Source organism: Brevundimonas sp. NPDC058933, from assembly GCF_049315965.1.
In the GTDB taxonomy this organism is placed as follows: domain Bacteria; phylum Pseudomonadota; class Alphaproteobacteria; order Caulobacterales; family Caulobacteraceae; genus Brevundimonas.
The window spans coordinates 316,413-340,865 of sequence record NZ_JBMOSL010000002.1 but is presented as its reverse complement, the minus strand read 5'-3'; the positions used below and the strand labels follow the sequence as shown (position 1 = coordinate 340,865).

General features: G+C 67.4%; 25 protein-coding genes. 9 read left to right on the top strand and 16 right to left on the bottom strand.

The genetic code is table 11. The features are described 5' to 3' along the window. Positions 1–61 precede the first annotated feature (61 nt). Positions 62–1,177 (bottom strand): Rieske 2Fe-2S domain-containing protein, encoded by a 1,116-nt coding sequence (locus ACOZBP_RS07595; RefSeq protein ID WP_422675793.1) that lies wholly within the window; start codon positions 1,175–1,177, stop codon positions 62–64. 97 nt (positions 1,178–1,274) lie between these two features. Here ACOZBP_RS07595 and ACOZBP_RS07590 point away from each other — a divergent pair, with 97 nt between their 5' ends. Together ACOZBP_RS07590 and ACOZBP_RS07585 are read left to right on the top strand one after the other, a co-directional pair. Beyond that, a complete protein-coding gene (locus ACOZBP_RS07590; protein ID WP_422675792.1) occupies positions 1,275–2,207 on the top strand; it encodes an alpha/beta fold hydrolase in 933 nt (310 codons plus the stop codon). 146 nt (positions 2,208–2,353) lie between these two features. Next, on the top strand, positions 2,354–4,429 hold the full coding sequence (locus tag ACOZBP_RS07585) for a transglycosylase domain-containing protein (protein ID WP_422675791.1): 2,076 nt from the start codon (positions 2,354–2,356) through the stop codon (positions 4,427–4,429). A gap of 69 nt (positions 4,430–4,498) precedes the next feature. On the opposite strand, the gene ACOZBP_RS07580 is transcribed toward ACOZBP_RS07585, so the two are convergent. The 3 genes from ACOZBP_RS07580 to ACOZBP_RS07570 form a co-directional block, all read right to left on the bottom strand. After that, entirely contained in the window at positions 4,499–5,212 is a 714-nt protein-coding gene (locus ACOZBP_RS07580; RefSeq protein WP_422675790.1) for a M48 family metallopeptidase, read from the bottom strand. Further along, entirely contained in the window at positions 5,178–6,458 is a 1,281-nt protein-coding gene (locus ACOZBP_RS07575; protein WP_422675789.1) for a polyhydroxyalkanoate depolymerase, read from the bottom strand. Before ACOZBP_RS07575 ends, ACOZBP_RS07580 begins: the two co-directional genes overlap by 35 nt. A 96-nt stretch (positions 6,459–6,554) precedes the next feature. After that, a complete protein-coding gene (locus ACOZBP_RS07570) occupies positions 6,555–7,175 on the bottom strand; it encodes an SCO family protein (protein ID WP_422675788.1) in 621 nt (206 codons plus the stop codon). A 63-nt stretch (positions 7,176–7,238) separates the two neighbouring features. Between ACOZBP_RS07570 and ACOZBP_RS07565 the strand changes: the two genes are divergently transcribed. Both ACOZBP_RS07565 and ACOZBP_RS07560 read left to right on the top strand, forming a co-directional pair. Beyond that, the gene (locus ACOZBP_RS07565; protein WP_422675787.1) at positions 7,239–8,744 is read left to right on the top strand and encodes an ActS/PrrB/RegB family redox-sensitive histidine kinase; all 1,506 of its coding nucleotides are present in this window, start codon (positions 7,239–7,241) and stop codon (positions 8,742–8,744) included. A 69-nt stretch (positions 8,745–8,813) separates the two neighbouring features. Then, positions 8,814–9,368, top strand: a complete 555-nt coding sequence (locus ACOZBP_RS07560; protein ID WP_422675786.1) for an ActR/PrrA/RegA family redox response regulator transcription factor — start codon at positions 8,814–8,816, stop codon at positions 9,366–9,368. Between the two features lie 33 nt (positions 9,369–9,401). Here ACOZBP_RS07560 and mmcB read toward each other — a convergent pair whose 3' ends face one another. The 4 genes from mmcB to thpR all read right to left on the bottom strand — a co-directional run bounded on the left by mmcB (position 9,402) and on the right by thpR (position 11,588). Next, on the bottom strand, positions 9,402–9,848 hold the full coding sequence (gene mmcB / locus ACOZBP_RS07555; protein WP_422675785.1) for a DNA repair putative endonuclease MmcB: 447 nt from the start codon (positions 9,846–9,848) through the stop codon (positions 9,402–9,404). A 43-nt stretch (positions 9,849–9,891) separates the two neighbouring features. Continuing rightward, positions 9,892–10,422, bottom strand: coding sequence for a lipocalin family protein (locus tag ACOZBP_RS07550; protein WP_422675784.1), 531 nt, complete (start codon positions 10,420–10,422; stop codon positions 9,892–9,894). Positions 10,423–10,488: 66 nt separating this feature from the next. After that, entirely contained in the window at positions 10,489–11,052 is a 564-nt protein-coding gene (locus tag ACOZBP_RS07545) for a GNAT family N-acetyltransferase (protein ID WP_422675783.1), read from the bottom strand. After that, the gene (gene thpR / locus ACOZBP_RS07540) at positions 11,049–11,588 is read right to left on the bottom strand and encodes an RNA 2',3'-cyclic phosphodiesterase (RefSeq protein WP_422675782.1); all 540 of its coding nucleotides are present in this window, start codon (positions 11,586–11,588) and stop codon (positions 11,049–11,051) included. Before thpR ends, ACOZBP_RS07545 begins: the two co-directional genes overlap by 4 nt. 125 nt (positions 11,589–11,713) lie before the next feature. Here thpR and ACOZBP_RS07535 point away from each other — a divergent pair, with 125 nt between their 5' ends. Continuing rightward, a complete protein-coding gene (locus ACOZBP_RS07535) occupies positions 11,714–12,463 on the top strand; it encodes a Bax inhibitor-1/YccA family protein (protein ID WP_422675781.1) in 750 nt (249 codons plus the stop codon). 127 nt (positions 12,464–12,590) lie between these two features. Here the strand turns inward: ACOZBP_RS07535 and ACOZBP_RS07530 are convergent, their stop codons facing one another. Next, a complete protein-coding gene (locus ACOZBP_RS07530) occupies positions 12,591–12,929 on the bottom strand; it encodes a DUF2794 domain-containing protein (protein WP_422675780.1) in 339 nt (112 codons plus the stop codon). Between the two features lie 134 nt (positions 12,930–13,063). On the opposite strand from ACOZBP_RS07530, the gene ACOZBP_RS07525 reads away from it, so the two are divergent. Together ACOZBP_RS07525 and ACOZBP_RS07520 are read left to right on the top strand one after the other, a co-directional pair. Then, positions 13,064–13,861, top strand: coding sequence for an enoyl-ACP reductase FabI (locus tag ACOZBP_RS07525; protein WP_422675916.1), 798 nt, complete (start codon positions 13,064–13,066; stop codon positions 13,859–13,861). A gap of 250 nt (positions 13,862–14,111) precedes the next feature. After that, complete coding sequence (locus ACOZBP_RS07520; RefSeq protein WP_422675779.1) at positions 14,112–15,281, top strand: benzoate/H(+) symporter BenE family transporter; 1,170 nt, start codon at positions 14,112–14,114, stop codon at positions 15,279–15,281. Here ACOZBP_RS07520 and ACOZBP_RS07515 read toward each other — a convergent pair. Continuing rightward, positions 15,268–15,474, bottom strand: coding sequence for a KTSC domain-containing protein (locus tag ACOZBP_RS07515; RefSeq protein ID WP_422675778.1), 207 nt, complete (start codon positions 15,472–15,474; stop codon positions 15,268–15,270). The two genes, ACOZBP_RS07520 and ACOZBP_RS07515, sit on opposite strands and share 14 nt — an antisense overlap. A gap of 127 nt (positions 15,475–15,601) precedes the next feature. On the opposite strand from ACOZBP_RS07515, the gene ACOZBP_RS07510 reads away from it, so the two are divergent. Continuing rightward, a complete protein-coding gene (locus ACOZBP_RS07510) occupies positions 15,602–15,775 on the top strand; it encodes a YegP family protein (RefSeq protein ID WP_114817138.1) in 174 nt (57 codons plus the stop codon). A 40-nt stretch (positions 15,776–15,815) separates the two neighbouring features. Here the strand turns inward: ACOZBP_RS07510 and ACOZBP_RS07505 are convergent, their stop codons facing one another. The 5 genes from ACOZBP_RS07505 to ffh form a co-directional block, all read right to left on the bottom strand. Then, entirely contained in the window at positions 15,816–16,520 is a 705-nt protein-coding gene (locus tag ACOZBP_RS07505) for a glutathione S-transferase N-terminal domain-containing protein (RefSeq protein ID WP_422675777.1), read from the bottom strand. Between the two features lie 134 nt (positions 16,521–16,654). Continuing rightward, positions 16,655–17,404 (bottom strand): hypothetical protein, encoded by a 750-nt coding sequence (locus tag ACOZBP_RS07500; protein ID WP_422675776.1) that lies wholly within the window; start codon positions 17,402–17,404, stop codon positions 16,655–16,657. Between the two features lie 78 nt (positions 17,405–17,482). Continuing rightward, positions 17,483–18,016: a ribosome maturation factor RimM gene (gene rimM / locus ACOZBP_RS07495; RefSeq protein WP_422675915.1), complete on the bottom strand. Its 534-nt coding sequence runs from the start codon at positions 18,014–18,016 to the stop codon at positions 17,483–17,485. Positions 18,017–18,120: 104 nt separating this feature from the next. After that, complete coding sequence (gene rpsP / locus ACOZBP_RS07490) at positions 18,121–18,684, bottom strand: 30S ribosomal protein S16 (protein WP_422675775.1); 564 nt, start codon at positions 18,682–18,684, stop codon at positions 18,121–18,123. Positions 18,685–18,711: 27 nt separating this feature from the next. Then, the gene (gene ffh, locus ACOZBP_RS07485) at positions 18,712–20,262 is read right to left on the bottom strand and encodes a signal recognition particle protein (RefSeq protein WP_422675774.1); all 1,551 of its coding nucleotides are present in this window, start codon (positions 20,260–20,262) and stop codon (positions 18,712–18,714) included. Between the two features lie 376 nt (positions 20,263–20,638). Here ffh and ppc point away from each other — a divergent pair, with 376 nt between their 5' ends. After that, on the top strand, positions 20,639–23,335 hold the full coding sequence (ppc, locus tag ACOZBP_RS07480) for a phosphoenolpyruvate carboxylase (RefSeq protein ID WP_422675773.1): 2,697 nt from the start codon (positions 20,639–20,641) through the stop codon (positions 23,333–23,335). Here the strand turns inward: ppc and corA are convergent, their stop codons facing one another. Beyond that, the gene (gene corA / locus ACOZBP_RS07475; RefSeq protein ID WP_422675772.1) at positions 23,336–24,301 is read right to left on the bottom strand and encodes a magnesium/cobalt transporter CorA; all 966 of its coding nucleotides are present in this window, start codon (positions 24,299–24,301) and stop codon (positions 23,336–23,338) included. Positions 24,302–24,453: the final 152 nt, after the last annotated feature.

Below are 24,453 nucleotides of genomic sequence, written 5' to 3'. Positions count from 1 at the left end.
AAAGGCCTCTCCCGTCGCAGGGAGAGGCCTTTTTCCATTCAGCTGATCGACAGCCCTCCAATCAGCTCTTCCACCTCAAAACCACTTCCTTGATCGGGTTAATGAAGTCGCGGCCCTCGGCGCGGCTCTTGATCCATTCGCGCTTCAGCTGCTGATACCACTTGGCCTGCTTGTCGGCGTCGTCGATCCAGATCAGGGCCGGGTCGTATTTCAGCCCCTCGTTCTGCAGGTTCACCATGCCCCCGTCCTGCTTCAGGAAGGCGACCACGCCCAGCCGCAGGAAGGGCTTGGCGATATCGAAGACCCAGTGATCCGACCAGAATATCTGGGTGATGCGCGTCTTGGCGTCGTTGACCGGGGTCAGGAAGGTCAGGGCCAGAACCTGCTTTTCGCCGACCTGGATATGCTCCCAGCGATAGCCCGGCAGGCGGAAGGTGATCTCGGTCGCCGGCGCGCCGCCCAGGATCTTGTAGAGACGGCTGTTCGACGACGGCGCGTGACGCACCATGGCCCAGCCATAGTCGCGCGGCGCAAAGGTCTTGGCCTTTTCGTGCATCGAATGTTCGGAGCGCCACCACCACTGTTGGTGGACGAACGGGCCGTGCGCCGGGTCCATCAGGCCGACGACCGCGTGGTCGATATGGCTGTCGAAATCCATGGCCTCGACCAGCTTCACCTCGCCCTCGGCGCCGGGAAAGCGCGGCGGCTCGTGGTCCGGCTCGGACGGGTTGCGGGCGTCCGCCGCCATCCAGACGAAGACCATGCCCTGGCTCTCCCGCACGGGATGGGATCGGACACGAATGCGATTGGCCTCGAAGGCCTGATCCTCGACCAAGGACGGAATGGCGGCGCAGACGCCGTCGGGGCGGAAACGCCAGCCGTGATAGGGGCACTCGATCGTCTCGCCCTCGCCCGGCTTGTCGACCAGACGGCCGGCCGACAGGGGCGCGGCGCGATGGGGACAGATGTCGCGCATGGCGTAGACCGCGCCCGCGCGCGTCCGTCCCACCAGAACCGGCTCGTCCATCAGCTCATAGCGCTTCAGGCTGGCGACCGGCACGTCGCGCGCCAGGGCCACGAAATACCAGGCGTCGCGCACGAAGCCCTTGCCGAAAGCGGTCGGCGGGGCCTTTGCTTCAGGAGAGGTCGCGGAAGAAGGAGCAGCGTCAATCGTCATGACGCCTTTCTAGCAGCAGGCGCCGCCGGGCGTCCAAAACCCATTCCATTCCTCAGCCGATGAATTTACAGCTAGAGCCACACTTTCGGAGAACGCCATGATCCGCGCCGCCCTTCTCGCCGCCGCTGTCTGCGCCGCCCCTCTGGCCGCAGCGCCGGCCCAGGCCCAGGATGGACATGTGAACCACGCCGCCCATGGCCATGCGCACGCCGCCTTCGCCTCGGACCGTCTGCATGTCCGCGTCGACGGTCCCGAGGGCGCGCCGGACCTGATCCTGATCCCCGGTCTGTCGTCCTCGCCCGAGGTCTGGCAGGGGACAGTCGATCATCTTGCGGGCCGCTATCGCGTCCACCGCATCCACGTCCAGGGCTTCGCCGGCGCCCCCGCCGAGGGCAATGCGACCGGCCCCGTCGCCGCCCCCGTGGCCGAAGAGATCGCCCGCTATATCCGCGAGCAGGGCCTGCAAAAGCCCGCCGTCGTCGGCCACTCGATGGGCGGGACCATGGCCATGATGCTGGCCGCGCGGCATCCCGACATGGTCGGCAAGCTGATGGTCATCGACATGATCCCCTTCATGGGCGCCATGTTCGGCCCGCCCGGAACCACGGCTGAAAGCGTCAAACCCGTCGCCGATCAGGTCTATGCCGCCCAGTCGACCGCGCCCCGCGACCAGTACCTGACCCAGGCCAAGGCCTCGGTCACCGGCATGATCAGGACCGAGGCCGCCCGCACCGGCCCGCTGACCGACGTCGAGACCAGCGACCAGCAGGTCTCGGCCGCCGCCTTCCGCGAACTGATCGTCACCGACCTGCGCCCGGAGCTGGGCGAGATCACCGCCCCGACCGAAGTTCTCTACGTGAAGTTCAACGACCCGCGCATGACCGACGCCATCACCGACGCCATCTACCAGATGTCCTTCTCGACCCTGCCGAGCGCCAGGCTGAAGCGCATCGACGACAGCGCCCACTTCATCATGCTGGATCAACCGGCGGCCTTCTACGCCGACCTGGACGCCTTCCTGGCCAGGTGACCCACCCGGCGGCGGTCACGGCGTCTGGCTGACCCGGCGCGCCATTCTTTCGGCGAAATAGATACTCACGCTCACGTGAACTGAAGCGGGGCGTTTTCTGCGGCCGCGTGACCGGCTAGGGTCGCGTCGTTGCAAGAGGGACTTTCATGGCGCGTAACGACGGCGGACCGGACCGCAATGAGCAGGGCGGCGGCAGGAAGCGCCGGTCCTTCCTCGGCAACCTCGTCTACTGGGGAGCTGTTCTGGCTGTCTGGGGCCTGATCTTCGCGGTCGTCTTCTTCGCCGTCTTCGCGCGCGACCTGCCAGACACCTCGACATTGTATGACGTCGAGCGCCAACCCTCGATCACCTATCTGGACCGTTCGGGCGCCCTGATCGCGGTGCGCGGCACCCAGATGGCGCCGCCCGTCGATCTGGACGCCCTGCCCGACTACGTCCCCGCCGCCTTCGTGGCCATCGAGGACCGACGCTTCTATCACCACCCCGGCTTCGACCCCATCGGCATGAGCCGCGCCATGGCCCTGAACCTCAAGGCCGGGCGTGTGGTCCAGGGCGGCTCCACCATCACCCAGCAACTGGCCAAGAACCTGTTCCTGACGCCCGATCAGAACATGAAACGCAAGGTGCAGGAGCTGATGCTGGCCGTCTGGCTGGAGATGAAGTTCACCAAGAAGGAAATCCTCGCCCTCTATCTGAACCGGGTCTATTTCGGCGCCGGCGCCTATGGCATCGAGGCCGCTTCCCAGCGCTATTTCGACAAGAGCGCGGACAAGCTGACGGTCGGCGAATCCGCCCTTCTGGCCGGCCTGCTCAAGGCCCCTTCGCGCTATTCGCCCGTGTCCGAAAGCGAACGCGCCGCCACCCGCGCCAACGTCGTTCTCAATGAAATGGTTGAAGTCGGGGCCATCACCCCGGCCCAGCGCGACGCCGCCGTGGCCGAGCCGGTTCGCGTCTCGCGCACCCTGGCCAGCCAGCACGCCCAGTACTTCATCGACTGGCTGGACAAGCAGATCCGCGGTCTGGTCGGCGAACCGACCGAGGACATGGTGGTCGAAACCACCCTGGACCTGACGCTGCAGACCGACGCCGAGCGCGCCGTGCGGCGCATCCTCGATCGCGACAGGAGCCGGGGCGTCGAACAGGCGGCCCTGGTCGCCCTGGACGGCGAAGGGCGGGTCCGCGCCATGATCGGCGGCGGCTCCTATGCCGACAGTCAGTTCAACCGCGCCACCGACGCCCGCCGTCAGGCCGGCTCGGCGTGGAAGCCCTTCGTCTATCTGGCGGCGGTCGAGGCGGGCTATACGCCCACGACGCCGGTCGTGGACCAGCCCGTGACGATCGGCGGATGGTCGCCGCGCAACTATTCCGGCAACTTCTCCGGCCAGATGACCCTGGCCCAGGCCGTGGCCCAGTCGACCAATACGGTGGCCGCCTATGTCGCCGATCAGGTCGGCCGCGACAGCGTGGCCCGCGCCGCCCGGCGTCTGGGGATCTCCAGCGAGATCGGCCTGCAGCCCTCCATGGCCCTGGGCGCCGTCGAGGTCAGCCCGCTGGAGATGGCCCAGGCCTATGACGCCTTCGCCAATGGCGGCAAAAGGGTTGAGGCCTGGGGCATCAGTCGCATCCGCACCCCTTCGGGCCGCGTCATCTACAGCCACGGCGCGGGCGAGAACGGTCAGGCGATCAACAACCCTTCGCTCTACTACATGAACCAGATGCTGCGCGGCGTGATCACCTCGGGCAGCGGCCGTTCGGCGGCCATCGGCGGACGCGACATCGCCGGCAAGACCGGCACCACCTCGGATTACAAGGACGCCTGGTTCGTCGGCTACACCGGCGGCTTCGTCGCCGCCGTCTGGGTCGGCAAGGACGACAACAAGGCCATGCGCGGCGTGACCGGCGGCTCTTCGCCCGCCGCCATCTGGCGCGGCTTCATGGAATCGGCCCTGCCCAAGCTGGCGGTCCAGCCCATCCCCAACGGCCCGCCCCTGCCCGAGGGCTGGGTCGCGCCCGATCCGGTCGGCGACATGATGGGCCAGGTTCAGGACCCCTACGCCCAACCCCTGGAGGGGGAGCCCGGCCCGGCCATCGTCGATGGCGAGCCCCTGCCGACGCCTGCCCCCCTGCCCAATGATCAGCCGATCATACGGCCGACCTCGCCGCAACCGCCCGTCAAGGAGGCGCCCCGCGGCGATCGCAAACCCGAGGCGGTCTTCTTTTAAGCTGCCCCCCCTTCCGTCATGCTCCGGCGAGTGTAGCGAGACCGGGGGATGACGGAAGAAAAGGCCGCCTCAGCGCCCCACGGCGTGCAGCGCCGCGCCGTGGTCCCGCAGCCACTGACGATAGGGGCGATGGTCGCCGACCAGTCGGTGCACCACCGCCCAATAGGCCGGGCTGTGGTCGGCGTGAACCAGGTGGGCGACCTCGTGCGCGGCCAGATAGTCGGCCACCGCCGACGGGGCCATGATCACGCGCCAGGAATAGCGGATCGAGCGGTTGTGCGGGCTGCACGAGCCCCAGCGCGAGCGGGTGTCGACGATCGACACCTTGACCGGCCTCTGGCCCAGCGCTCTCAGATGAACCTCGGTGCGAGCGGTCAGGAACTCGCGCGCGGCCCGCTTGAACCAGTTCTCGACCCGGCGGGAAAAGGCCTCGCCTTCGCCGCCGGAGCGTATCACCGGCCCGTCCGCCGTCTCGACCAGGCGCGCAGCGCCGGCCCCGCCGACGGCCTCCAGCCGCACGCTGCGTCCCAGCCAGGAAACGGTCGCGTCGGGCGCCAGCGGCGAACCCGCGACCCGTGCGGCCAGCCGGTCGGCGATCCAATCCGACTTGGTGCGGGCGAAGGCCACGACCTCGCTCAACCGCCGCTCGGACGGGGCCACGGCCACGGCTTCGCCGGCGCGGGCGTCGATGCGGATCGACAGCCTTCGGGCGCGCGGGTTCACCGAGAGGCGAAGGGCGCCGCCGCCCTCAAGCGGCAGCCGCTGACCGTTCCGGTACTGCACTCAGACTCTCATTCTGGGCGATGAAGTCGCGCACCCGCGGATAGATTTCGTTCCGGAAGCGCCGGCCGTTGAAGACGCCGTAGTGGCCCACGCCCGGCTGGACGTAGAGCAGGCGGCGGTCGTCAGGGATATTGGGCGTCAGGCCGTGCGCGGCCTGGGTCTGGCCCACGCCGGAGATGTCGTCCTTCTCGCCCTCGACGGTGGCCAGGCCGATGTCGGTGATGGCCGACAGGTCCACCTTCTTGCCCTCATGCTCCAGCAGGCCGCGCGCCAGCAGGTGCTGCTGGAAGACGATGTCGATGGTCTGAAGATAGAACTCCTCGGTCAGGTCCAGCACCGACAGATACTCGTCGTAGAACTGCTCGTGCTTGTCGACCCCGTCGCCGTCGCCGGCCACCAGATCCTCGAAATAGCGGCGGTGGGCGTCGAGGTGCTTGTCCTCGTTCATCGACATGAAGCTGTAGAGCTGGACAAAGCCCGGATAGACGCGGCGCCCAAAGCCCGGATAGGGCCAGGGCACGGTATGGATCATGTTCGACCTGAACCAGGCGAAGGGCTTGGCCTCGGCCAGCTGGTTGGTCACCGTCGGCGACAGGCGGGCGTCGATGGGCGAGCCCATGAAGGTCATGGAGGCGGGCCGGTTCGGGTCATTCTCGGCCGCCATGACGGCGCAGGCCGCCAGCACCGGCGGTCCTGGCTGACAGACGCCGACGACGTGGGCGCGCGGCCCGATGGCCGTCAGCATGGACCGGACGTGGTCGATATAGTCGTTGAAGTCGAAGCGGCCTTCCAGCACCGGCACCTGGCGGGCGTTCTCCCAGTCGGCGACATAGACGTCGTGGTCCTGCAGGAAGCCCTCGACCGTGCCGCGCAGCAGGGTGGCGTAGTGGCCTGACAGGGGTGCGACGATCAGAACGGCGGGCGCCGTCGTCGGCTTGTCCGCCTTCTTCAGATCGCCTGCGTCGCGCTCGAACCGGACCAGGCGGCACCAGGGCGAGGACCAGACGACCTGTTCGGTCGTGCGCACGGCTTGGCCGTCGATGTCGATCGTCTCCAGCCCCCAGGCGGGCTTGCCGTAGCGGCGCGTCAGGCTCTCGAACACCTCAGCCGAGGCGTAGGCCGTGCGGCCGATGGCCGTGTCGGAGGCCGGATTGAAGGGCGACGTCCAGAACTGGCGGGCCATCTGGGCCCCGATCCGAAACGGCGTCGCCGAATGATAGGCGAGTTCGTGAAATGCGTAGAGCATGAAACCCCGATGCGGCCCCCGCCGATGCGGCAGTGCAGCATATAACGCATTCCGGCGCAAAAAGGATTCCGCCGCTCTCCGATCAGGGAAAGGTGATCAACCCCGATCCATCGCGTTCTCGATCAGCTTGACGGTCCGGTCCGGTCCCAGGTCATGGGCCACGGCGCTGCGGAACTGGCCGTCCGGTCCCATCAGATAAACCGTCAGGCTGTGGTTCATCGTATAGGTCTCGCCCTCGCCGACCTTCTGGTAGAAGGCGCGGTACTCCTTTGCGACCTGGGCCGTCTGTTCCGGCGTGCCGGTCAGGCCGATGACGCCCGTGGGGAAGCCGTCCGACGACAGGTAGTCCTTCAGCAGCCGGGGCGTGTCGCGCTCGGGGTCGATGCTGACGAAGACGATCTGCAGGTCCCTGGCCTTGTCGCCCATCCGCTCCTGCACGGCGTTCAGCACGCCCAGGGTCGTCGGGCAGTAGTCGGGGCAGTAGGTGAAACCGAAGAAGACCAGGGTCCACTTGCCGTTCAAAATCGATTGATCGACCACCTGGCCGTCCTGGTTGGTCAGGGTGAAGGGTCCGCCGACCAGAGGCTGCCCCGTGCCGCTTTCCACCGTCTGGTCCGCCTGCTGACGTCCCCCGACGACGACCATGGTGATCAGCCCCAGCGCCAGGGCGATGACCGCGCAGGCGGCGGCGAACAGAATGACGGGGCGACGCGGCATGGACTTCTCCTCGGGCCTGGCGACGGGTGTGCAGTCGCCAGCGTCGCGGTCTATAGAAGAGGCGTGAGCAGCACAGAAGCCCCCTCCCTGTCGCAGGCCGTGAAGGTCGCCGGGCGCCCCGGCGCGATGGAAGCCCTGCGCGAGCGGCCCAGGCGCGGGCGGGGCCTGTCGCTGCGGACCCTGATCGTCCTGCGGTGGCTGGCCATCCTAGGCCAGACCTCGGCCATCCTGACCGCCTATTTCGCGCTCCACTTCCCCCTGCCCCTGTGGGAATGCCTGACGGCCATCGGCGCCGGGGTGGCGATGAACCTGGCCACCATGGCCCGTGCGCGCCGCATCGACGGCAGCCTGCCCAACGGTCCGCAGACGGCGGCGCAACTCGGGTTCGACATCCTGCAGCTGGCGACCTTGCTGGCCCTGACCGGCGGTCTGGACAACCCCTTCTGCCTGCTGCTCGTCGCCCCGGTGACCATCGCCGCGGCCTCCCTGCCCTCGCGTCAGGCCCTGGTGCTGGGCGTGATGGCCCTGATCGCCCTTGCCGTCCTCTTCTCCTGGTCCCTGCCCCTGCCGTGGCGCCTGCACGAGCACCTGGTCCTGCCCGGCCTCTATCGTTTCGGCATGGGGCTGGCCCTCGCCACCGGCGTCCTGTTCACCTCAGGCTATGCCTGGAAGGTGGCAGCCGACGCCGAAAAGCTGGAACTGGCCCTGGCCACCACCCAGGACGTGCTGCAACGCGAGCAGAGGCTGGCGGCCCTGGGCGGTCTGGCCGCCGCCGCCGCCCACGAGCTGGGCACCCCCCTGGCGACCATTCAGGTGGTGGCCAAGGAGCTGCTGCGCGCTTCGCCGCCCGGCAGCCCTGTGGCCGAGGACGCCGCGCTGATGTTGCAACAGGCCGAGCGCTGCCGCGACATCCTGAAACAGCTGTCGGCCCAGCCGGAAGAGGGCGACGCCCTCTACGCCGACGTCGATCTGAAGGCCCTTTTAGAAGAGGTGGTCGAGCCGCACAGAGGCTTTGATCTGGACTTCCAGACGGCGGTGAAGGCCCCGCCGGGACAGCCCCTGCCCCGCGTCCACCGGCTGCCCGAGGTGGTCCACGGCCTTTCCACCCTGGTCGAGAACGCCGCCGACTTCGCCAACAGCCGGGTGCGGGTGACGGCCGTCGTCGACGCGGGTTGGATCGAGATCGACATCCTCGACGACGGCCCGGGTTTCTCCTCCGAAATCCTGCCGCGACTGGGCGAGCCCTATGTCACCAGCCGGCCCCAGACCAAGGCGCGCCGGGCGCTGGCGGCCCAGATCGCCGCCGCCTCGGACGCCCCGCGCAGGATCAGCCGCAAGGCGCCGCCGCCGCCCGTGACCGCCCCCATCGCCCCCAGTCAGGGCGGCATGGGTCTGGGCTTCTTCATCGCCCGCACCCTGTTGGAACGCAGCGGCGGCAAGGTCTCGGTCGGCGCCGGCGGCGGCGAAAAGGGCCAGCCCAAGGGCGCCCGCGTCACCGTCCGCTGGCCGCGGCAGGCTCTGGAAGTCGCAGATCCGGCGCTGGAGCCGCAGGCTTGCGGTGGAACCTGATGTCGCAGTCAGGAGCTAAAACCTTGACCATGCGGCGCAGACGCACGACCTGAGCGTCAGGAGAACTGAATGTCCGAACTCGAAGCCCGCATCGCCACCCTGTCCGACAAGACCCTGCTGCTGCTGGACGACGACGCGGCCCTGCGCACCCGACTGGGCCGGGCGCTGGAATCGCGCGGTTTCGAGGTCACTCTCGCCGGCTCGGTCGCCGAGGCCGGCGACGCCCTGCGCGTGGCCGCGCCCGCCTTCGCCGTGCTGGACATGCGGCTGGAAGACGGCAACGGCCTGAAAGTGGTCGAGGCCATTCGCGAGCGCCGCGAGGACGCCCGCATCGTCATGCTGACCGGCTATGGCGCCATCGCCACCGCTGTCGCGGCGGTCAAGGCCGGCGCTGTCGACTATATGCAGAAACCCGCCGACGCCGACGACGTGGTCAAGGCCCTGCTGTCCACCGGCGAGGCTCCCGAACCGCCGGAAAATCCGATGAGCGCCGACCGCGTGCGGTGGGAGCATATCCAGCGCGTCTATGAGCTGTGCGACCACAACGTGTCCGAGACGGCACGCCGCCTGGGCATGCACCGCCGCACGCTGCAACGGATTCTGGCGAAGCGGGCGCCGAAGTAGATCCCACCCCTCTCCCCTTGCGGGAGAAGGGCTTCACTCACGCATCGTCCTCAGGGCCCCCAGCCGCGCAAAGGCCAGCGTCAGCGCCTTCCTGCGCGCGGGCGCCAGCGGCGTGACGGGCGCCGCCCTGACCACCGCCCCGCCAAAGCCGTCAGCAACGATCAGCCCCGGCTCCTCCGGCAGAACCCCTTGCGGAAACTCGGGCGCGACAGCGAAGTAGAAGGCGTCGCAGTATGGCCCGTATTCCTGCCATTTGCGATCGACGCGATAGTCGTCCACCCCCGACTTCACCTCGCAGATAACCACGTCGCCCTTGCGGCCCAAGGCCATGACATCGGCCCGCCGTCCGTTAGGCAGGCAGACCTCGAGCAAGGGCGCATAGCCCATGTCCAGCATCAGGCGCGCCGCCCCGCGCGTCACCGACAGGGTGGTTTCGGGACGACTGAAAGCCAGTTCGAGATGCAGGGCGGAAGCGGGCATGCCCCTTTATGTTCCGCCTATGTTCTTATCGCAAGCGGCGCCGTCAACGGCCCGTGTGAACCGGCTGGCCGGTGAAGCCCAACTCCCGCGCCCGTGCGATCAGCCGTGTTCTCGTGGCTTCGGATGGGCTTTGGCTGCGATGCCATATCCACCAGTTCGACTTGTTCGGCAGGCCCATGATGGCCCAGCTGTAATCGGGCGCATGATCCCAGATCCAGTAGTTCTGGCCCGCCAGGCCGCCGAAGCTGAGCAGACCCCTCAAGGTGAAGCGGAACTTGGCGTTGCTCGTGGTGTCAGTGACGCGGGCCGCCGCGCGCAGGGTCTCGATCTGTCCGCCCGGCCGCCGGGTGCAGGTCACTGTGATGGCGAAGCGCTCGGCTTGGGCCTGGGGCGTGAAGTCGATCTGGGCGCGGCTACAGTCCTTCTGCGCGTCATTGGGATTGCGCACGATCTCGAACCAACGCCCGTCGAAGCGGCTCAGGTCCACCGCCTCGGCCTGGGCCAGGGCGGAGCCGGCGAACAGGCTGAGGCCGACGACCAGCGGCGCCAGGGGGCTCAAGCTGCGGTGTCTCATACGGCGTCCTCCGAAAGTCCCGACGAGGTCCTTACGCCCGACGCCGGGCTTCGGATGACCTGTCGGCTACAGACGCTCGCGGTTGACCCGCCATTCCTCGCGCGTCTGGCCCCACAGATTGACCGGATGGTGCTGGAACGGCGGCGGCATGGCGCCCAGCCCGCGATTGGTCGAGCCCAGCCGTTCGGCGACCTTTTCCGACGCCAGATTGTCCGGATCGATGCAGTGGATCACATCGCTCCAGCCCAGAACATCGAAGGCGTAGTCCATGCTCGCCGCCGCCGCCTCGACGGCATAGCCCCGACCGGTCGCGTCGCGGTGCAGGCTCCAGCCCACCTCGCGGCCCGGCCAGTCGTAGGGATGCAGCGGCCCGATGCGGCCCATCCAGTTTCCGGTTTCTTTCTCGATCAGCGAGAACATGCCCTCGCCCTGCAAGGCCCACATGCCGGCGACCGAGGCCATGGCGCGCCAGACCTCATGCTTGGACTGCACCCCGCCGATGAAGCGGGTCGTCTCCGGATCGCTCATGAAGTCGGCCCAGCGCGGAAAGTCCTCCAGCGTCGGCGGGCGCAGGAACAGGCGCCCGGTCTCCAGCGTCGGCCCCAGGGGCGAGGTGGGGCGCTCGATCACAGCAGGTACTCCCGCTCGAGACTGTAGACGCTGCCGTCGCCGGTCAGGACGCTGGAATAGAGGCCGAAGCGATCGACCCGGATCGGCGGAGAATGCAGCAGGTTGTGCCCGGCGATCCAGGCCCCGATCCGGTCCGGATTCGCCTGCGGCTTCAGATAGGCCAGGGTCACGTGGGGCCGGTACTCGCGCTTCTCCGGCGGCACGCCCGCCCGCTCGCCCGCCGAACGGCAGCGCCCGGCCAGCACGTTCAGGGGCTCCGATCGTTCCAGCCCTGCCCACAGGGTGTGGGTTCTATGGGCGTCGCCGAAGGCCCCGACGCCTTTCAACGTCAGATCAAACGCCCCGCCGCCCTCGGCCCGGCTCAGCTCCGAGGCCAGATCGTCCGCCGTCCGCTCGGACGCCTCTCCATAGAAGGCCAGGGTGACATGCAGGGCCTCCAGCGGTCGCCAACGCGCGCCCGGCAGACCGGATTGGCGGCGCTGAAGCGTCTCTGCGACGTCTTCAGGGATCGAAATGGCGGTGAACAGGCGCAGCATGCGACCCTTGGTAGCGGGCGGAACGTGTGTTCGGAAGACGGGTTTTCCTTGCAAGGCGGCCCGTCCGTCACGATATTTCCGGTCAAGGTCGGCATTTGCCGTCCACTTGGGAGACTTCTTTCGCGATGAGCGACTTCAACAACGGCTATGCGCGCCCGCTACCGCAGTCGGCGGACATGTCCGTCGACGCTGGTCTGCGCGCCTTCATGCTCGGCGTCTACAACAAGCTGGCCCTCGGCCTCGTGGTCGCCGGCGTCCTCGCCTACATCACCGGCAACGTGCCCGCCGTGCAGCAGCTGCTGTTCGCCCGCACCGATGACGGCCGCATCGGCCTGACCCTGCTGGGCATGATCGTCCAGTTTTCGCCCCTGGTCATGCTGTTCGGCTCGATGTTCTTCATGAAGAACCCGACCGCCAAGGGCGTGAACATGCTCTACTGGGCCGTGGTTTCGACCATCGGCGCGGGTCTGGGCGTCCTGTTCCTGCGTTACACCGGCGGTTCTCTGGCCTCGACCTTCTTCGTGACGGCGGCGGCGTTCGGCGGGCTCAGCCTGATCGGCTACACGACCAAGAAGGACCTGACCGCCATGGGCAGCTTCCTGATCATGGGCGTGATCGGTCTGATCATCGCCTCGATCGTCAACATGTTCATGCAGTCGGGCACCATGTCCCTGATCATCTCGGCGCTCGGCGTCCTGATCTTCTCGGGTCTGATCGCCTATGACACCCAGCGCCTGAAGATGACCTACTACCAACTGGGCGGTAATCAGGAAGCCATGGGCGTGGCCACGGGCTTCGGCGCCCTGAGCCTGTTCATCAACTTCGTGAACCTGTTCCAGTTCCTGCTGGCCTTCATGGGCGGCAGCCGGGAATAGAGGGCGTCTGAGTGCGCTATGGCCGTGACACGGTCACGGCCGACTTGAACGCGAACGGCCTCAAGTAGCCCGAAGGGCGATAGCCCAAAAAGAATGAAGGCCCCGGCGGAAATGTCGGGGCCTTTTTCTACTCCACCACGCTGAACTTGCGGCTGTCGAACACGCGCAGCACCTGGGCCAGGTCGCGGCCGCGCTTCAACACATGGCCGCCCTCGCCGATCACGGCCCATTGGCCCTGCTTCAGGCGCAGGGCCGGACGCTTTTCGATCCGATACAGAGGCGCGTCCCCCGAGCGGCGGAAGACGGCGAACTCGGCCACCTCCTTGTGGCCGATCATGGCGTAGTCACGCCATTCCCCGGCGGCGACCATGCGTCCATAGACCCGCAGCACCAGCCCCAGTTCCTGTCGGTCGAAGAAGACCGGACCGGCTTGCTGGGCGTCTGAACTGTTCGGATCAAGGCTCATCGTTCTTCAACTTAAGGACACCCGCGCCGAACGCCAGCGGCGCCGCGACTTGTCACCCGCCCGCCGCGCGTCCAAAAGGCGGTTCAAGTTCTAGATACGGAGACGAACCCATGGCGACGAGCGAAGGCTGGGATATGCCCACCGGCGACCTGATGAAGGGCAAGAAGGGCCTGATCATGGGGGTCGCGAACTCCAGTTCCATCGCCTGGGGCATCGCCTCGCAGCTGGCGGCCCAGGGCGCCGAGCTGGCCTTCACCTACCTCGGCGAGAGCCTTGAGCGCCGCGTGCGCCCCCTGGCCGAAAGCGTCGGCGCCAAGCTGCTGATCCAGGCCGACGTCACCGACGACGCCTCGATGGACGTCGCCTTCGCCGAGTTGGAAAAAGAGTTCGGCACGATCGACTTCGTCGTCCACTCAGTGGCCTTCGCCAACAAGGACGAGCTGAAGGGCTCCTTCGTCGACAACACCACCCGCGACAGCTTCCTGCTGGCCATGAACATCTCGGCCTTCAGCTTCGTCGACGTGGCCAAACGTTCGGCCAAGCTGATGCCCAACGGCGGCTCGATGATCACCCTGACCTACCTGGGTTCGGAACGGGTCATCCCCAACTACAACACCATGGGCGTGGCCAAGGCGGCTCTGGAAGCGGCCACCCGCTACATCGCGCGCGACCTGGGTCCGAAGAACATCCGCGTCAACGCCATCTCGGCGGGCGCGATGCGCACCCTGTCGCTGGCCGGAATCTCGGGCGGGCGCGGCCTGCACTCCAAGTCGGCGCAGTTCTCGCTGATCAAGGAAGAGACCTCGATGGAGGGCGTCGCCGGCGCCGCCCTGTGGCTGTGCTCGGACCTGGGCCGCTCGACCACGGGCGAAGTCGTCCACGTCGACGCCGGCTTCCACGCCGTCGGCCTGCCGGACGACGTCGAGGGCTGAACCCCTCCGGGTTCTGGAGAGTGCGAAGGGCCGTCGGGACACTGGCGGCCCTTTTTGCATATCCCTCACTACCCGCTCATCCCGGCGGACGCCGGGATCCAGTGAGAGCCAAGGACGCGCCCCTCAGATCAGCACCTCAGTCCCGGCCGCGCAGATGAAGCCAAAGCACTGGGTCCCGGCGTCCGCCGGGATGAGCGGAGATGAGAGGTTTCCTCTTTCAGGGCGCCGTCCCCCGGCCTAGCTTCGCCGCATGACTTCGTCGCGTCTGCCGCCCCCCGCCAGCTTCTCCGCCGCCGCAGTGGCGACCGTCATCGGCTTCGGCGGCACGGTGGCCCTGATCGTCCAGGCGGGTCAGGCCATGGGCGCTTCGCCGGCCCAGATCATCTCCATGGTCACGGCGCTGTGCCTTGGAATCGGCCTGCCGGGCGCCGTGCTGAGCTGGCGGCTGAAGATGCCGGTGGTGCTGGCCTGGTCGACGCCGGGCGCGGCCCTGCTGGCGGCCTCGACCTTGGGATTGGGCTGGTCCACCGCCGTCGGCGCCTTCGTCATCGCCGGATTACTGATGGTGCTGACCGGGTTGGTTCCGGCTCTGGGGCGGCTGGCCGAGCGGATTCCGGCGGCCATAGCCTCGGCCATGCTGGCCGGGGTGCTGCTGCCCTTCTGCCTCAAGCTGTTCCTCGTCTTCCCCACCGACATGGCGCTGGCTGCAGGCCTGCTGGCGGTCTTCCTCATCATGCGCCGCGTCGCCGCCGCCTGGGCCCTGCCCGCCGTTCTGGTCGCGGCCTTTGCCGTTCTGACCCTGCGGGGCCAGGTCGGCCTGCCCGCCGGGACCGGCCTGTTCGGCGAGCTGTCGCCCGTTATGCCCGCCTTTGACTGGAAGGCGGCCATCAGCCTGGCCCTGCCCCTCTATTTGGTGACCCTGGCCTCGCAGAACCTGCCCGGTCTGGTGGTGCTGCGGGCCGCAGGATACGCTCCGCCCGCCGGAAAGCTGATCTTCTGGGGCGGGTTGACCAGCACGCTCCTGGCCCCCTTCGGCGCCCACGGCGTCAATCTGGCCGCCATCACCGCCGCGATCTGCACCGGGCCCGAAGCTCATCCCGATCATGACCGGCGCTGGACCGTCGGCGTCCTCTACGGCCTGGTCTATCTGGTGGTCGCCCTGTTCGCCGCGCCTCTGGCCGGACTGTTCATCGCCATGCCGACCGGCGCCCTGGCCGTCATCACCGGCCTGGCCCTGATCGCGCCGCTGACGGGGTCGCTGGCCGGCATGATGAGCGTGGCCGAGGATCGCGAGGCGGCGGTGCTGACCTTCGCCGCCACGGCGTCGGGCGTGGCCCTGTTCGGGGTCGGCTCGGCCTTCTGGGGCCTGACGATCGGCTTCGTCGCCCTGGCGGCGCGGCGCTGGATCAGGCCCCGCTGAAGACGCGGCGAAAGGGGAAGCGATCCCGAATATTGGCCCCGAAGAACTGCCCTTTCGATCCGGCTGAGGCCAGCCCCTCGATGATGTCTGGCGGCACCTCTTCGTAGTCGTAGACGGCCCCGGAAACGAACCTGATCCTCAGCCGGCGGGCGGCTTCGTCATAGCTGTAGAGACGGATGACGCTGGAAGGCATGACAGCCTAACGGGTCCGCCATGTCCGGGCTCCCGCTCACGCGCCTGTGTTCCAAGCCAGATTGACGACGGGCTTGGCTGTGGCAGCTTGACCATGGGCCGACCCGGGCCTGCACAGCGAGGCGACCATGGCTCACAAGTTCGAAGTCTATCAGGACAAGGCCGGCGAGTTCCGCGTCCGGTTCAAGTACAACTCGGAAATCATCTTCTCGACCGAGGGCTATTCCGACAAGTCGGGCGCCAAGCGCGCGATCGAGTCGATCAAGAAACACGTCGGCGACGCCCCGACCGAGGAAGTCTAAGGCTTTCGGGGGCGCGACACACGCGCCCCCGTCATCTCTTTTACGGCCGCGCCGGGATGTTCAGCCCGCGCTGCACCGCCGGTCGCGCCAGACCGCGTTCCAGCCAGGCGGCGACATTGGGGAAGTCCGCAAACCCGACCAGATCGCCGGCCTCATAGAAGCCGATCAGGTTACGCACCCAGCCCAGGCTGGCGATGTCGGCGATGGTGTAGTCCTCGCCCATGATCCAGTCCCGGCCCTCAAGCCGAGCTTCGAGCACGCCCAGCAGACGCTTCGACTCGGCGACGTAGCGGTCGCGCGGCCGCTTGTCCTCGAACTCCCGCCCGGCGAACTTGTGGAAGAAGCCGACCTGGCCGAACATCGGGCCGATGGCCGCCATCTGGAAGAAGACCCACTGCAGGGCCTCATAGCGCGCCGCCGGATCGGCGGGCAGGAAGCGCCCCGTCTTCTCGGCCAGATAGACCAGGATGGCTCCGGATTCGAACAGGGGCAGAGGTTTGCCGCCCGGACCGTCGGGATCGATGATGGCCGGGATCTTGCCGTTGGGGTTCAGCGACAGATAGTCGGGCGTCCAGGTCTCGTTCTGGCCGATGTCCACCAGATGCGGCTCATAGGCCAGACCCAGCTCCTCCAGCAGGATGGAGACCTTGACCCCGTTCGGCGTCGGAAACGAATAGAGCTGAAGCCGGTCGGTATGGGCCGGCGGATACTGGCGGGTGATCGGAAAGGCGGACAGGTCGGCCATGGGGCGCTCCGGGCGGGTTGAACCTTCCATGTTGGAAGCCGCCCCGCCCGCCGCAATAGCCACCGCGTCGGTGGCGGTCGATCAGGCCTCGTCGCGCTCGTCCACCTCGGTCGGGCGCCAAAGACGATCTCAGCTTAGCGCCGGCGGGTTTGTTCAACCACTTTGACATAGTCGGCGCTTGATGCGCCCGCGTGGATCGTCATCAGAATGCGGATTACGTCGTCGAAATCGAGATAAGCTCCCCTTGCCTGTCCGGCTCCATCGACGCCGCCTCTCAACATCACGCCCGTCAGCCCTTGCCTCGTATTATTGAACACTGGCGAGCCGCTGATACCGGCTATTGAAGAGAACCCAACGTTCTTCCAGAACGCCGAGCACGTACGAAGGAAAGGGTCGTATGCAAGCGGCCCGTCATCGTCAAAGTCGAGCTTTGCAAAGGTCGGCCGAATTGTCCGATCCTCAATGCGCAACTCTTCTTTGAGTGCGCCGTAGACGGTTAGCTCGTCCCCTGCCTGGGAGCCAACGACTGTGCTGCTATCTAGAGGATAATAATCCTCACCGAAGAACTCGACCCCGATGTCATCGGAAAACTCGATGACCGCGATGTCGCCAATGTCTGTGCCGCTCGCCGCCTTGCGGAGATCGCTTGCGTAGCTGAGGGCTTTGAGACCGGCGATCTTGGTGCCCGTCTTCTCATTTGTAATGCACAGCCGCTTCCATGGAAAATCTTTGGCGATGTGCCGGGCGGTTACCCCGTAGGGCTTGTCCCCATACGAAACCACGAACACCGTTCCGCCATGCGAGGCGTATTGCCATTCTTCATAGTCGGTCTCGAACAAAGCCAGCCGTGTAGAGCGCGCAAGACGGACAAACAGGTCGCTCATATCGGGATGCCGCCGTGAGATTATCTACTTTGGAGAATGCACACGTTCGACTGAGCCATCTCGCTCATCCTATGTCGATCAGCCCTCGTCGCGCTCATCCACCTCGGTCGGGCGCACGATGCGCAGCCAGCCTTCGGAAATGCGCAGGTCCGGCGCCGCCTCGCGGGTGAAGGGCAGGTACCAGGTCGGCCCCCCTTCCTTGGGCGCGATCTCCAGCATGTCCGAGGCGCCGAAATTCTGCACCGACTTGACCGTGCCCACGGCCGTATCGTCGAGCTCGCGCGCTTCCATGCCGACCAGATCGGTCAGGTAGAACTCGTCTTCCTCGGGCTCGGGCAGGCGGTCGCGCGGGATGAACAGCTTTTGCCCGCGTGCGGCGTCGGCCTCTTCCTTGGTGGCGATCTCCCTGACCCTGGCGACCACGCCCGCCTTGTCCGGCCGCGCCGAGAGCAGGGTCAGGGCCGGCGTGCCGTCCGCCTTCAGCAGCGGCTGATAGTTCATCAGGGTCATGGCGTCGGCGGTGAAGGCGGTGATGCGCACCTCGCCCTTGACGCCAAAGGCGCCGCCGACCTGGCCGACGAGGATCATCTTGTTGTCGTCGCTCATCGACAGGCTCCGTTTCGTACTTCCAAGCGCCAGATAGCAGAAAAGCAGCGCCCGGGATCGGACGCTGCTTTCCATTTCGCGTCCCGGTCGAAACCGGGAAGCCGAAGGGTTTAGCCTTCAGCCTTTTCTTCGGTCGCTTCAGCAGCGGCTTCAGCCGGAGCTTCTTCAGCAGCGACGTCTTCGGCAGCGGCTTCAACCGGAGCTTCTTCGACAGCCGGAGCGTTCTTGGCGGCTTCAGCAGCAGCGGCGGCTTCTTCCTTGGCGCGGGCGGCGGCTTCGGCGGCCTCGACCTTGGCGGCGGCTTCAGCTTCCAGACGGTCGGCTTCGCGCTGGGCGCGCTCGGCGGCGCGTTCCTGGGCCTTCTTGCCTGGAGCGCCCTTGTTCGGGTTGTTCGACTGGGTCCAGGCGACCTTGCCGACCAGGGCCTCGTCCTGCGACTGGCTGATGAAGCGCGCGACGCGGTCGGTCGGCTGAGCGCCCTTGGCGAGCCATTCCGAAATACGGTCGGCCTTCAGGGTGACGCGCGGTTGAGCGCTGTCCTTGGGCAGCATCGGGTTGTAGCTGCCGACGCGCTCGATGAACTTGCCGTCGCGGGGAGCGTGGCTGTCAGCAACGACGATGTAGTAGTAGGGGCGCTTCTTGGCGCCGCCGCGGGCCAGACGAATCTTCAGCATTTTCAGTCTCTTTCTAGAAGGTCGAAATCAGTTCTTTTTCGGGAAGCCCGGCAGGCCCGGAAGGCCCCCCGGAAGTTGTCCGCCGCCCAGTCCGGCGAGGCGGTCCTGAATGGCTTTCATTTCGTCGGCGCTGGGTTCGGCCATCTTGCCGCCGCCCAGGGCCTTGAGGCGAGCCATGTCGGGGCCGCCGCCCATGCCGGGAAGGCCGGGCATTCCGCCGCCGCCTCCGCCGAGACCGCCCATCATGGCGGCCATCTTCTGCAGGTTCTTGCCGCCGCCCTTGGACAGGGACTTGACCATGTCGGCCATCTGCCGGTGCTGTTTCAGCAGGCGGTTGATGTCCTGAACCTCGACGCCGGCGCCGGCGGCGACGCGCTTCTTGCGGCTGGCGTTCAGCAGGTCGGGCTTCTTGCGCTCGGCCCTGGTCATGGAGCTGATGATGGCTTCCTGACGGGCGATCATCTTGTCGTTGACGTTGCTGTCGGCCATCTGGGCCTTCAGCTTGGCCACGCCGGGCAGCATGCCCATGATGCCCTGAAGCCCGCCCATCTTCTTCATCTGCTGCAGCTGGGCGGCCAGGTCGTCCAGATCGAACTGACCCTTGGCCAGCTTGCGGGCCATCTTTTCGGCCTTGGCCTGGTCCAGCTCGCCCGCAGCCTTTTCGACCAGGGCGACGATGTCGCCCTGACCCAGGATGCGGCCGGCGACGCGGCGGGCGTCGAAGACGTCGAGGGCGTCGACCTTTTCGCCGGCGCCCAGATACTTGATCGGCAGGCCGGTGACGGCGCGCATCGACAGCATGGCGCCGCCGCGACCGTCGCCGTCGGCGCGGGTCAGCACCAGGCCGGTCAGCGGCAGACGTTCGTGGAAGGCGGCGGCGGTGCGGACCGCGTCCTGACCGGTCAGGCTGTCGGCGACCAGCAGGGTCTCGACCGGATTGGCGACGCGAGCGACCTCGGCCACCTCGGCCATCAGGGCCTCGTCCAGCGTGATGCGGCCGGCGGTGTCGAGGATCAGGACGTCGAAGCCCTGGAGTTTGGCGGATTGCAGCGCCCGCTTGGCGATCTCGACCGCCGACTGGCCCGCCACGATAGGCAGGGTCGCAACCTCGATCTGCTGACCCAGGGTCGCCAGCTGCTCCATGGCCGCCGGACGACGCGTGTCCAGCGAGGCCATCATGACCTTCTTCTTGTCGAACTTGGTCAGGCGCAGGGCCAGCTTGGCCGAGGTCGTGGTCTTGCCCGAGCCCTGCAGGCCGGCCATCAGGATCACGGCCGGCGGCGTCGCGTTGATATTGATCGGGGTCGGCTCTTCGCCGCCCAGCATCTCGACCAGGCCGTCATAGACGATCTTGACCACCTGATCGGCCGGCTTGACCGAACGGATGACGTCCTCGCCGGTCGCCGCCTCCTTGGCGCGACTGATGAAGTCCTTGACCACCGGCAGGGCGACGTCGGCCTCGAGCAGGGCGACGCGGACTTCGCGCAGCGCTTCCTCGACATCCTTTTCGGACAGGGCGCCGCGGCCGGTGATCCGGTCGAAGACGCCTGTCAGTCGCTCGTTCAGAGCCTCGAACATTCAAAACCTTTCATGCGCGAACCCTGACCTCCATAGAGAAACGGCCTCTGGCGACGATCACGTCGGCAGAGGGTCCTCGCCATCCTCGTTCTTTCTTTTGGGGGCTATCGGCCGGTCGGCCTACTTGAGCCCGAATGGGCTGTGCTCAAGTAGCGCTCAGCGCGGTAGCACGACCAAGAAAGCTGTCGTGATGGAGGAGGCGCAGGTTCAATTGCGCCGGAAGCCGCGGCTTATGGAGCATCCGCGAGCAAATGTCGACTCTGCGGCGCGCGGCCGAAAACCACACAAAGGGTTTCAGCGTTGACCTTGGGGACTAGCCGGGTCGGATTCCGCTGATACGGTTCCGCTCCCAGCCTCCCCGCTGAAGGATGATGCGATGATCCAGGCCGCCGACGACCGACTGCGTGACGAGGTTCGCCTTCTGGGCGCCCTGCTGGGCGAGGTCATCCGCGACGAAGGCGGTCAGGAACTCTACGACCGGATCGAGGCGGTGCGTCAGGCCTCGGTGGCCTATCACCGCGACCCGGCCTCGCACGGGGCGTCCAAGCTGGAAGCCCTGCTGAACGATCTGTCGCTGGATCAGGCCATCGGCCTGACCCACGGCTTCGCCGCCTTCTCCCTGCTGGCCAATGTCGCCGAGGACCGGGCGGGCAAGCGCCGCGCGCGGGAACAGGCCGTGGCCGGCGAACGCGCCGACACGCCCGAGGGCGCGCTGAAGCGGCTGGATGCGGCGGGGGTGGACCGGGCGGCGGTGCGCGACCTGCTGGCCCATGCCCTCATCTCGCCGGTCCTGACCGCCCACCCGTCCGAGGTCCGGCGCAAGAGCGTCATCGACCGCATCGGCGCCGTCGGCGGTCTGCTGGACGGCTGCGACCGCGACGGGATCGCCTGTTCGCCTACCCGGCTGAAGGCAGAACTGCGCCGTCAGATCGTCATCCTGTGGGCGACGCGATTGACCCGCGCCTCGGGCCTGGTGGTGCAGGACGAGATCAACACCGTCACCGACTGGCTGCAGCGTATCTTCCTGCACGTCGCCCCGGCCCAGCTGGCCGAGTGGCGGACCCTGCTGGATGCGCCCGACCTGCCGCCCTTCCTGCGCATCGGCACCTGGGTCGGCGGCGATCGCGACGGCAATCCCAATGTGGACGCCACGGTTCTGGCCGCCGCCTTCCGCACCCAGTCGCGCGCCGTGCTGCGCTTCTATCTGGAGGAGGTGAACGCGCTCGGTGAAGAGCTGAGCCTCTCGGCCGAGCTGACCACCGTGACGCCGGAGTTGGCGGCCCTGGCCCAGGCCTCGGTCGACGCCTCTGTCCAGCGGGCGGACGAGCCCTATCGCCGCGCCCTGAGCCAAATCTACGCCCGGCTGTCGGCGACCCATCTGGTCCTGACCGGGGGCCGTGCGCCCCTGCCCGCCTCGTTCGAGGCTCCCGGCTATGAAAGCCCTGACGCCTTCCGCGCCGAGCTGGCTGTGCTGCACGACAGCCTGGTGCGCACCCACGGCGCGGCCTTCGCCGACGACCGGCTGACGCGGCTGATCACGGCGGCGGACATCTTCGGCTTCCACATGGCGACCCTGGACCTGCGCCAGAACTCCGACGTGCACGAACGGGTCGTGGCCGACCTGCTGAAGGTGGCGGGCGTCTGTCCCGACTACGCCGGCCTCGACGAAGAGGCCCGGTTGAGCCTGCTGGCTCGAGAACTGGAAAGCCCCCGCCCCCTCTTCTCGCCCTATGCCGACTATGACGCCGAGACCTTGAAGGAGCGCGCCATCCTGCAAGCGGCCGCCGCCGCCCTGGCCGCCTTCGGCCCCCAGGCGATCCGCACCCATATCGTGTCCAAGACCGATGCGGCGTCCGACATGCTGGAGGTCTACCTGCTGCTGAAGGAGGTCGGCCTCTACGACCCGGCCGACCCGGCCGCCTGCCCCGTCCAGGCCGCCCCCCTGTTCGAGACCATCGAGGATCTGCGCGCCTCGCAGCCGACGCTGGAGCGGGTGCTGGCCGAACCGTCTGCCCGCGCCGTAGCGACCGCGCGCGGGGTGCAGGAGGTCATGATCGGCTATTCCGATAGCAACAAGGACGGCTCCTATCTGACCTCGGGCTGGGAACTGCACGAGGCCTCGCGCGCCCTGCTGGAGGTAACCCGCGCGGCGGGGGTGCGACTGCAGCTGTTCCACGGTCGCGGCGGCGCCGTCGGGCGCGGCGGCGGCTCATCCTTCTCGGCGGTGCTGGGCCAGCCGGCCGGGACAGTCGCCGGCCGCATCCGCGTCACCGAACAGGGCGAGGTCATCGCTAACAAGTACGGCGAGCCGGAGGTGGCGCAGAGGAACCTCGACGCCCTGACTTGCGGGACCCTGCTGGCCTCGCTGGGGCCGCAGACCGACGGCGGCTACAGCGCCGAGCACGGCGCCACGGCGGCCCGCCTGTCGGCGGCTTCGATGAAGGCCTATCGCGCCCTGGTCTATGAGACGACCGGCTTCGTCGACTATTTCCGCGCCGCCACCCCCATCGCCGAGATCGCCGACCTGAAGATCGGCTCGCGCCCCGCCTCGCGCTCGACCTCTACGGCCATCGAGGACCTGCGCGCCATTCCCTGGGTGTTCAGCTGGTCGCAGTCGCGGGTCATGCTGCCCGGCTGGTACGGCTTCGGCTCGGCGGTTCAGGGCGAGGACCCGGACGAGCTGCGCGCCATGGCCCAGGCCTGGCCCTTCTTCCGCACCGTGGTCCAGAACATGGAGATGGTGATGGCCAAGGCCGACATGGCCATCGCCCGCCGCTACGCCAAGCTGGTGCCCGACGCGGCGCTGGCGGGCCGCATCTATGGCGAGATCCGCGCGGAGTGGGACCGCACCCGCGACGCCGTCCTGTCGATCACCGGCCATGACGACCTCTTGGGCGGCCAGCCCGAGCTGGATCGGCTGATCCGCCAGCGCATGCCCTATGTCGAGCCGCTGAACCATGTGCAGATCGAGCTGATCCGCCGACGTCGCGCCGGCGACGACGATCCCCGCGTCAGCAACGGCATACTGCTGGCCATCAACGGCGTGGCGGCGGGCCTCAGAAACAGCGGCTGATCACAGCCACTTGGTGCGCTTGAAGGTGATGTAGAGGCCCAGGCAGATGGCGAAGATCAGCCCCATCACCGCCGGATAGCCATAGGTCCAGCGCAGCTCCGGCATGTGCTCGAAATTCATGCCGTAGATACCCGCCACCGCCGTCGGCGTGGCCAGGATGGCGGCCCAGGCAGCCAGCTTGCGGGTGATGACGCCCTGTCGCTGCTGCTCCAGCAGATTGGACACCTCGAACACCGACGACAGGATGTCACGCAGGACCGCCGCCCGACTGGAAACCCGCCGCACATGATCCGCCACGTCGCGGAAATAGGGGCGAACCTCGCGGTCGATGCAGGGCAGGTCCAGCGACTGCAACTTGTTGGCCACCTCCTCCATCGGTCCGAGGACGCGGCTGAATTTCAGCAGTTCCCGACGAAGCTGGAACAGGCGCTTGAGGTCGGCGCGCGACAGGAAGCTGTCCAGCGCCCGCTGCTCCATCTCCAGCACGCTGTCCTCGATGTCGTCGACGATGGGGACATAGGCGTCGACGATGAAGTCCAGCACCCCGTGCAGGATGAAGTCTGCGCCATGCTTCAGCTGCAGCGGCGAGGCCTCCAGCTGGGCGCGCAGCTGGGTGTGGGCGCGCGCAGAGCCGTGGCGGATGGTGATGACATAGCGCGGCCCGACGAAGACGTGGGTTTCGCCGTACCAGATGGCGTCGTCGGCCTTTTGCGCCGTGCGGGCGACGATGAACAGCTCGCCGCCATAGACCTCGATCTTGGGCATCTGATGCGCCGCCAGCGCATCCTCGACCGCCAGGGGGTGCAGACGGAAGCGCCGCACGAGGGCCTCGAACTCCTCGCTCGTCGGTTCGTAGAGGCCGATCCAGAGATATTCGCCGGGCTTGAGCCGCAGCCCCTCATCGGTCAGCGGCGCCTCGCGAACCCGCTTGCCGTCCTTGTAGACATAGGAGGCGACGACGCTCATGGGCACTCCTTCATTCGAATGGCCAAGGCTTACGCCACCTCAGCCGGAAACAGAATGGGCTTGCCGACAAGGCTTTTCCTCGCCGTCATTCCGGGGCGCGCAGCGAACCCGGAACCCAGGCGCCGACTCCCCCTGCCCGATCAAACGCCTGG

Excerpts from the sequence above, each read along its gene's own strand:
- ACOZBP_RS07595 (WP_422675793.1), bottom strand. The coding sequence starts at position 1,177 with ATGACGATTGACGCTGCTCCTTCTTCCGCGACCTCTCCTGAAGCAAAG.
- ACOZBP_RS07590 (WP_422675792.1), top strand. The coding sequence starts at position 1,275 with ATGATCCGCGCCGCCCTTCTCGCCGCCGCTGTCTGCGCCGCCCCTCTG.
- ACOZBP_RS07585 (WP_422675791.1), top strand. The coding sequence starts at position 2,354 with ATGGCGCGTAACGACGGCGGACCGGACCGCAATGAGCAGGGCGGCGGC.
- ACOZBP_RS07575 (WP_422675789.1), bottom strand. The coding sequence starts at position 6,458 with ATGCTCTACGCATTTCACGAACTCGCCTATCATTCGGCGACGCCGTTT.
- ACOZBP_RS07570 (WP_422675788.1), bottom strand. The coding sequence starts at position 7,175 with ATGCCGCGTCGCCCCGTCATTCTGTTCGCCGCCGCCTGCGCGGTCATC.
- ACOZBP_RS07560 (WP_422675786.1), top strand. The coding sequence starts at position 8,814 with ATGTCCGAACTCGAAGCCCGCATCGCCACCCTGTCCGACAAGACCCTG.
- mmcB (WP_422675785.1), bottom strand. The coding sequence starts at position 9,848 with ATGCCCGCTTCCGCCCTGCATCTCGAACTGGCTTTCAGTCGTCCCGAA.
- ACOZBP_RS07550 (WP_422675784.1), bottom strand. The coding sequence starts at position 10,422 with ATGAGACACCGCAGCTTGAGCCCCCTGGCGCCGCTGGTCGTCGGCCTC.
- thpR (WP_422675782.1), bottom strand. The coding sequence starts at position 11,588 with ATGCTGCGCCTGTTCACCGCCATTTCGATCCCTGAAGACGTCGCAGAG.
- ACOZBP_RS07535 (WP_422675781.1), top strand. The coding sequence starts at position 11,714 with ATGAGCGACTTCAACAACGGCTATGCGCGCCCGCTACCGCAGTCGGCG.
- ACOZBP_RS07530 (WP_422675780.1), bottom strand. The coding sequence starts at position 12,929 with ATGAGCCTTGATCCGAACAGTTCAGACGCCCAGCAAGCCGGTCCGGTC.
- ACOZBP_RS07525 (WP_422675916.1), top strand. The coding sequence starts at position 13,064 with ATGCCCACCGGCGACCTGATGAAGGGCAAGAAGGGCCTGATCATGGGG.
- ACOZBP_RS07520 (WP_422675779.1), top strand. The coding sequence starts at position 14,112 with ATGACTTCGTCGCGTCTGCCGCCCCCCGCCAGCTTCTCCGCCGCCGCA.
- ACOZBP_RS07515 (WP_422675778.1), bottom strand. The coding sequence starts at position 15,474 with ATGCCTTCCAGCGTCATCCGTCTCTACAGCTATGACGAAGCCGCCCGC.
- ACOZBP_RS07510 (WP_114817138.1), top strand. The coding sequence starts at position 15,602 with ATGGCTCACAAGTTCGAAGTCTATCAGGACAAGGCCGGCGAGTTCCGC.
- ACOZBP_RS07505 (WP_422675777.1), bottom strand. The coding sequence starts at position 16,520 with ATGGCCGACCTGTCCGCCTTTCCGATCACCCGCCAGTATCCGCCGGCC.
- ACOZBP_RS07500 (WP_422675776.1), bottom strand. The coding sequence starts at position 17,404 with ATGAGCGACCTGTTTGTCCGTCTTGCGCGCTCTACACGGCTGGCTTTG.
- rpsP (WP_422675775.1), bottom strand. The coding sequence starts at position 18,684 with ATGCTGAAGATTCGTCTGGCCCGCGGCGGCGCCAAGAAGCGCCCCTAC.
- ffh (WP_422675774.1), bottom strand. The coding sequence starts at position 20,262 with ATGTTCGAGGCTCTGAACGAGCGACTGACAGGCGTCTTCGACCGGATC.
- ppc (WP_422675773.1), top strand. The coding sequence starts at position 20,639 with ATGATCCAGGCCGCCGACGACCGACTGCGTGACGAGGTTCGCCTTCTG.
- corA (WP_422675772.1), bottom strand. The coding sequence starts at position 24,301 with ATGAGCGTCGTCGCCTCCTATGTCTACAAGGACGGCAAGCGGGTTCGC.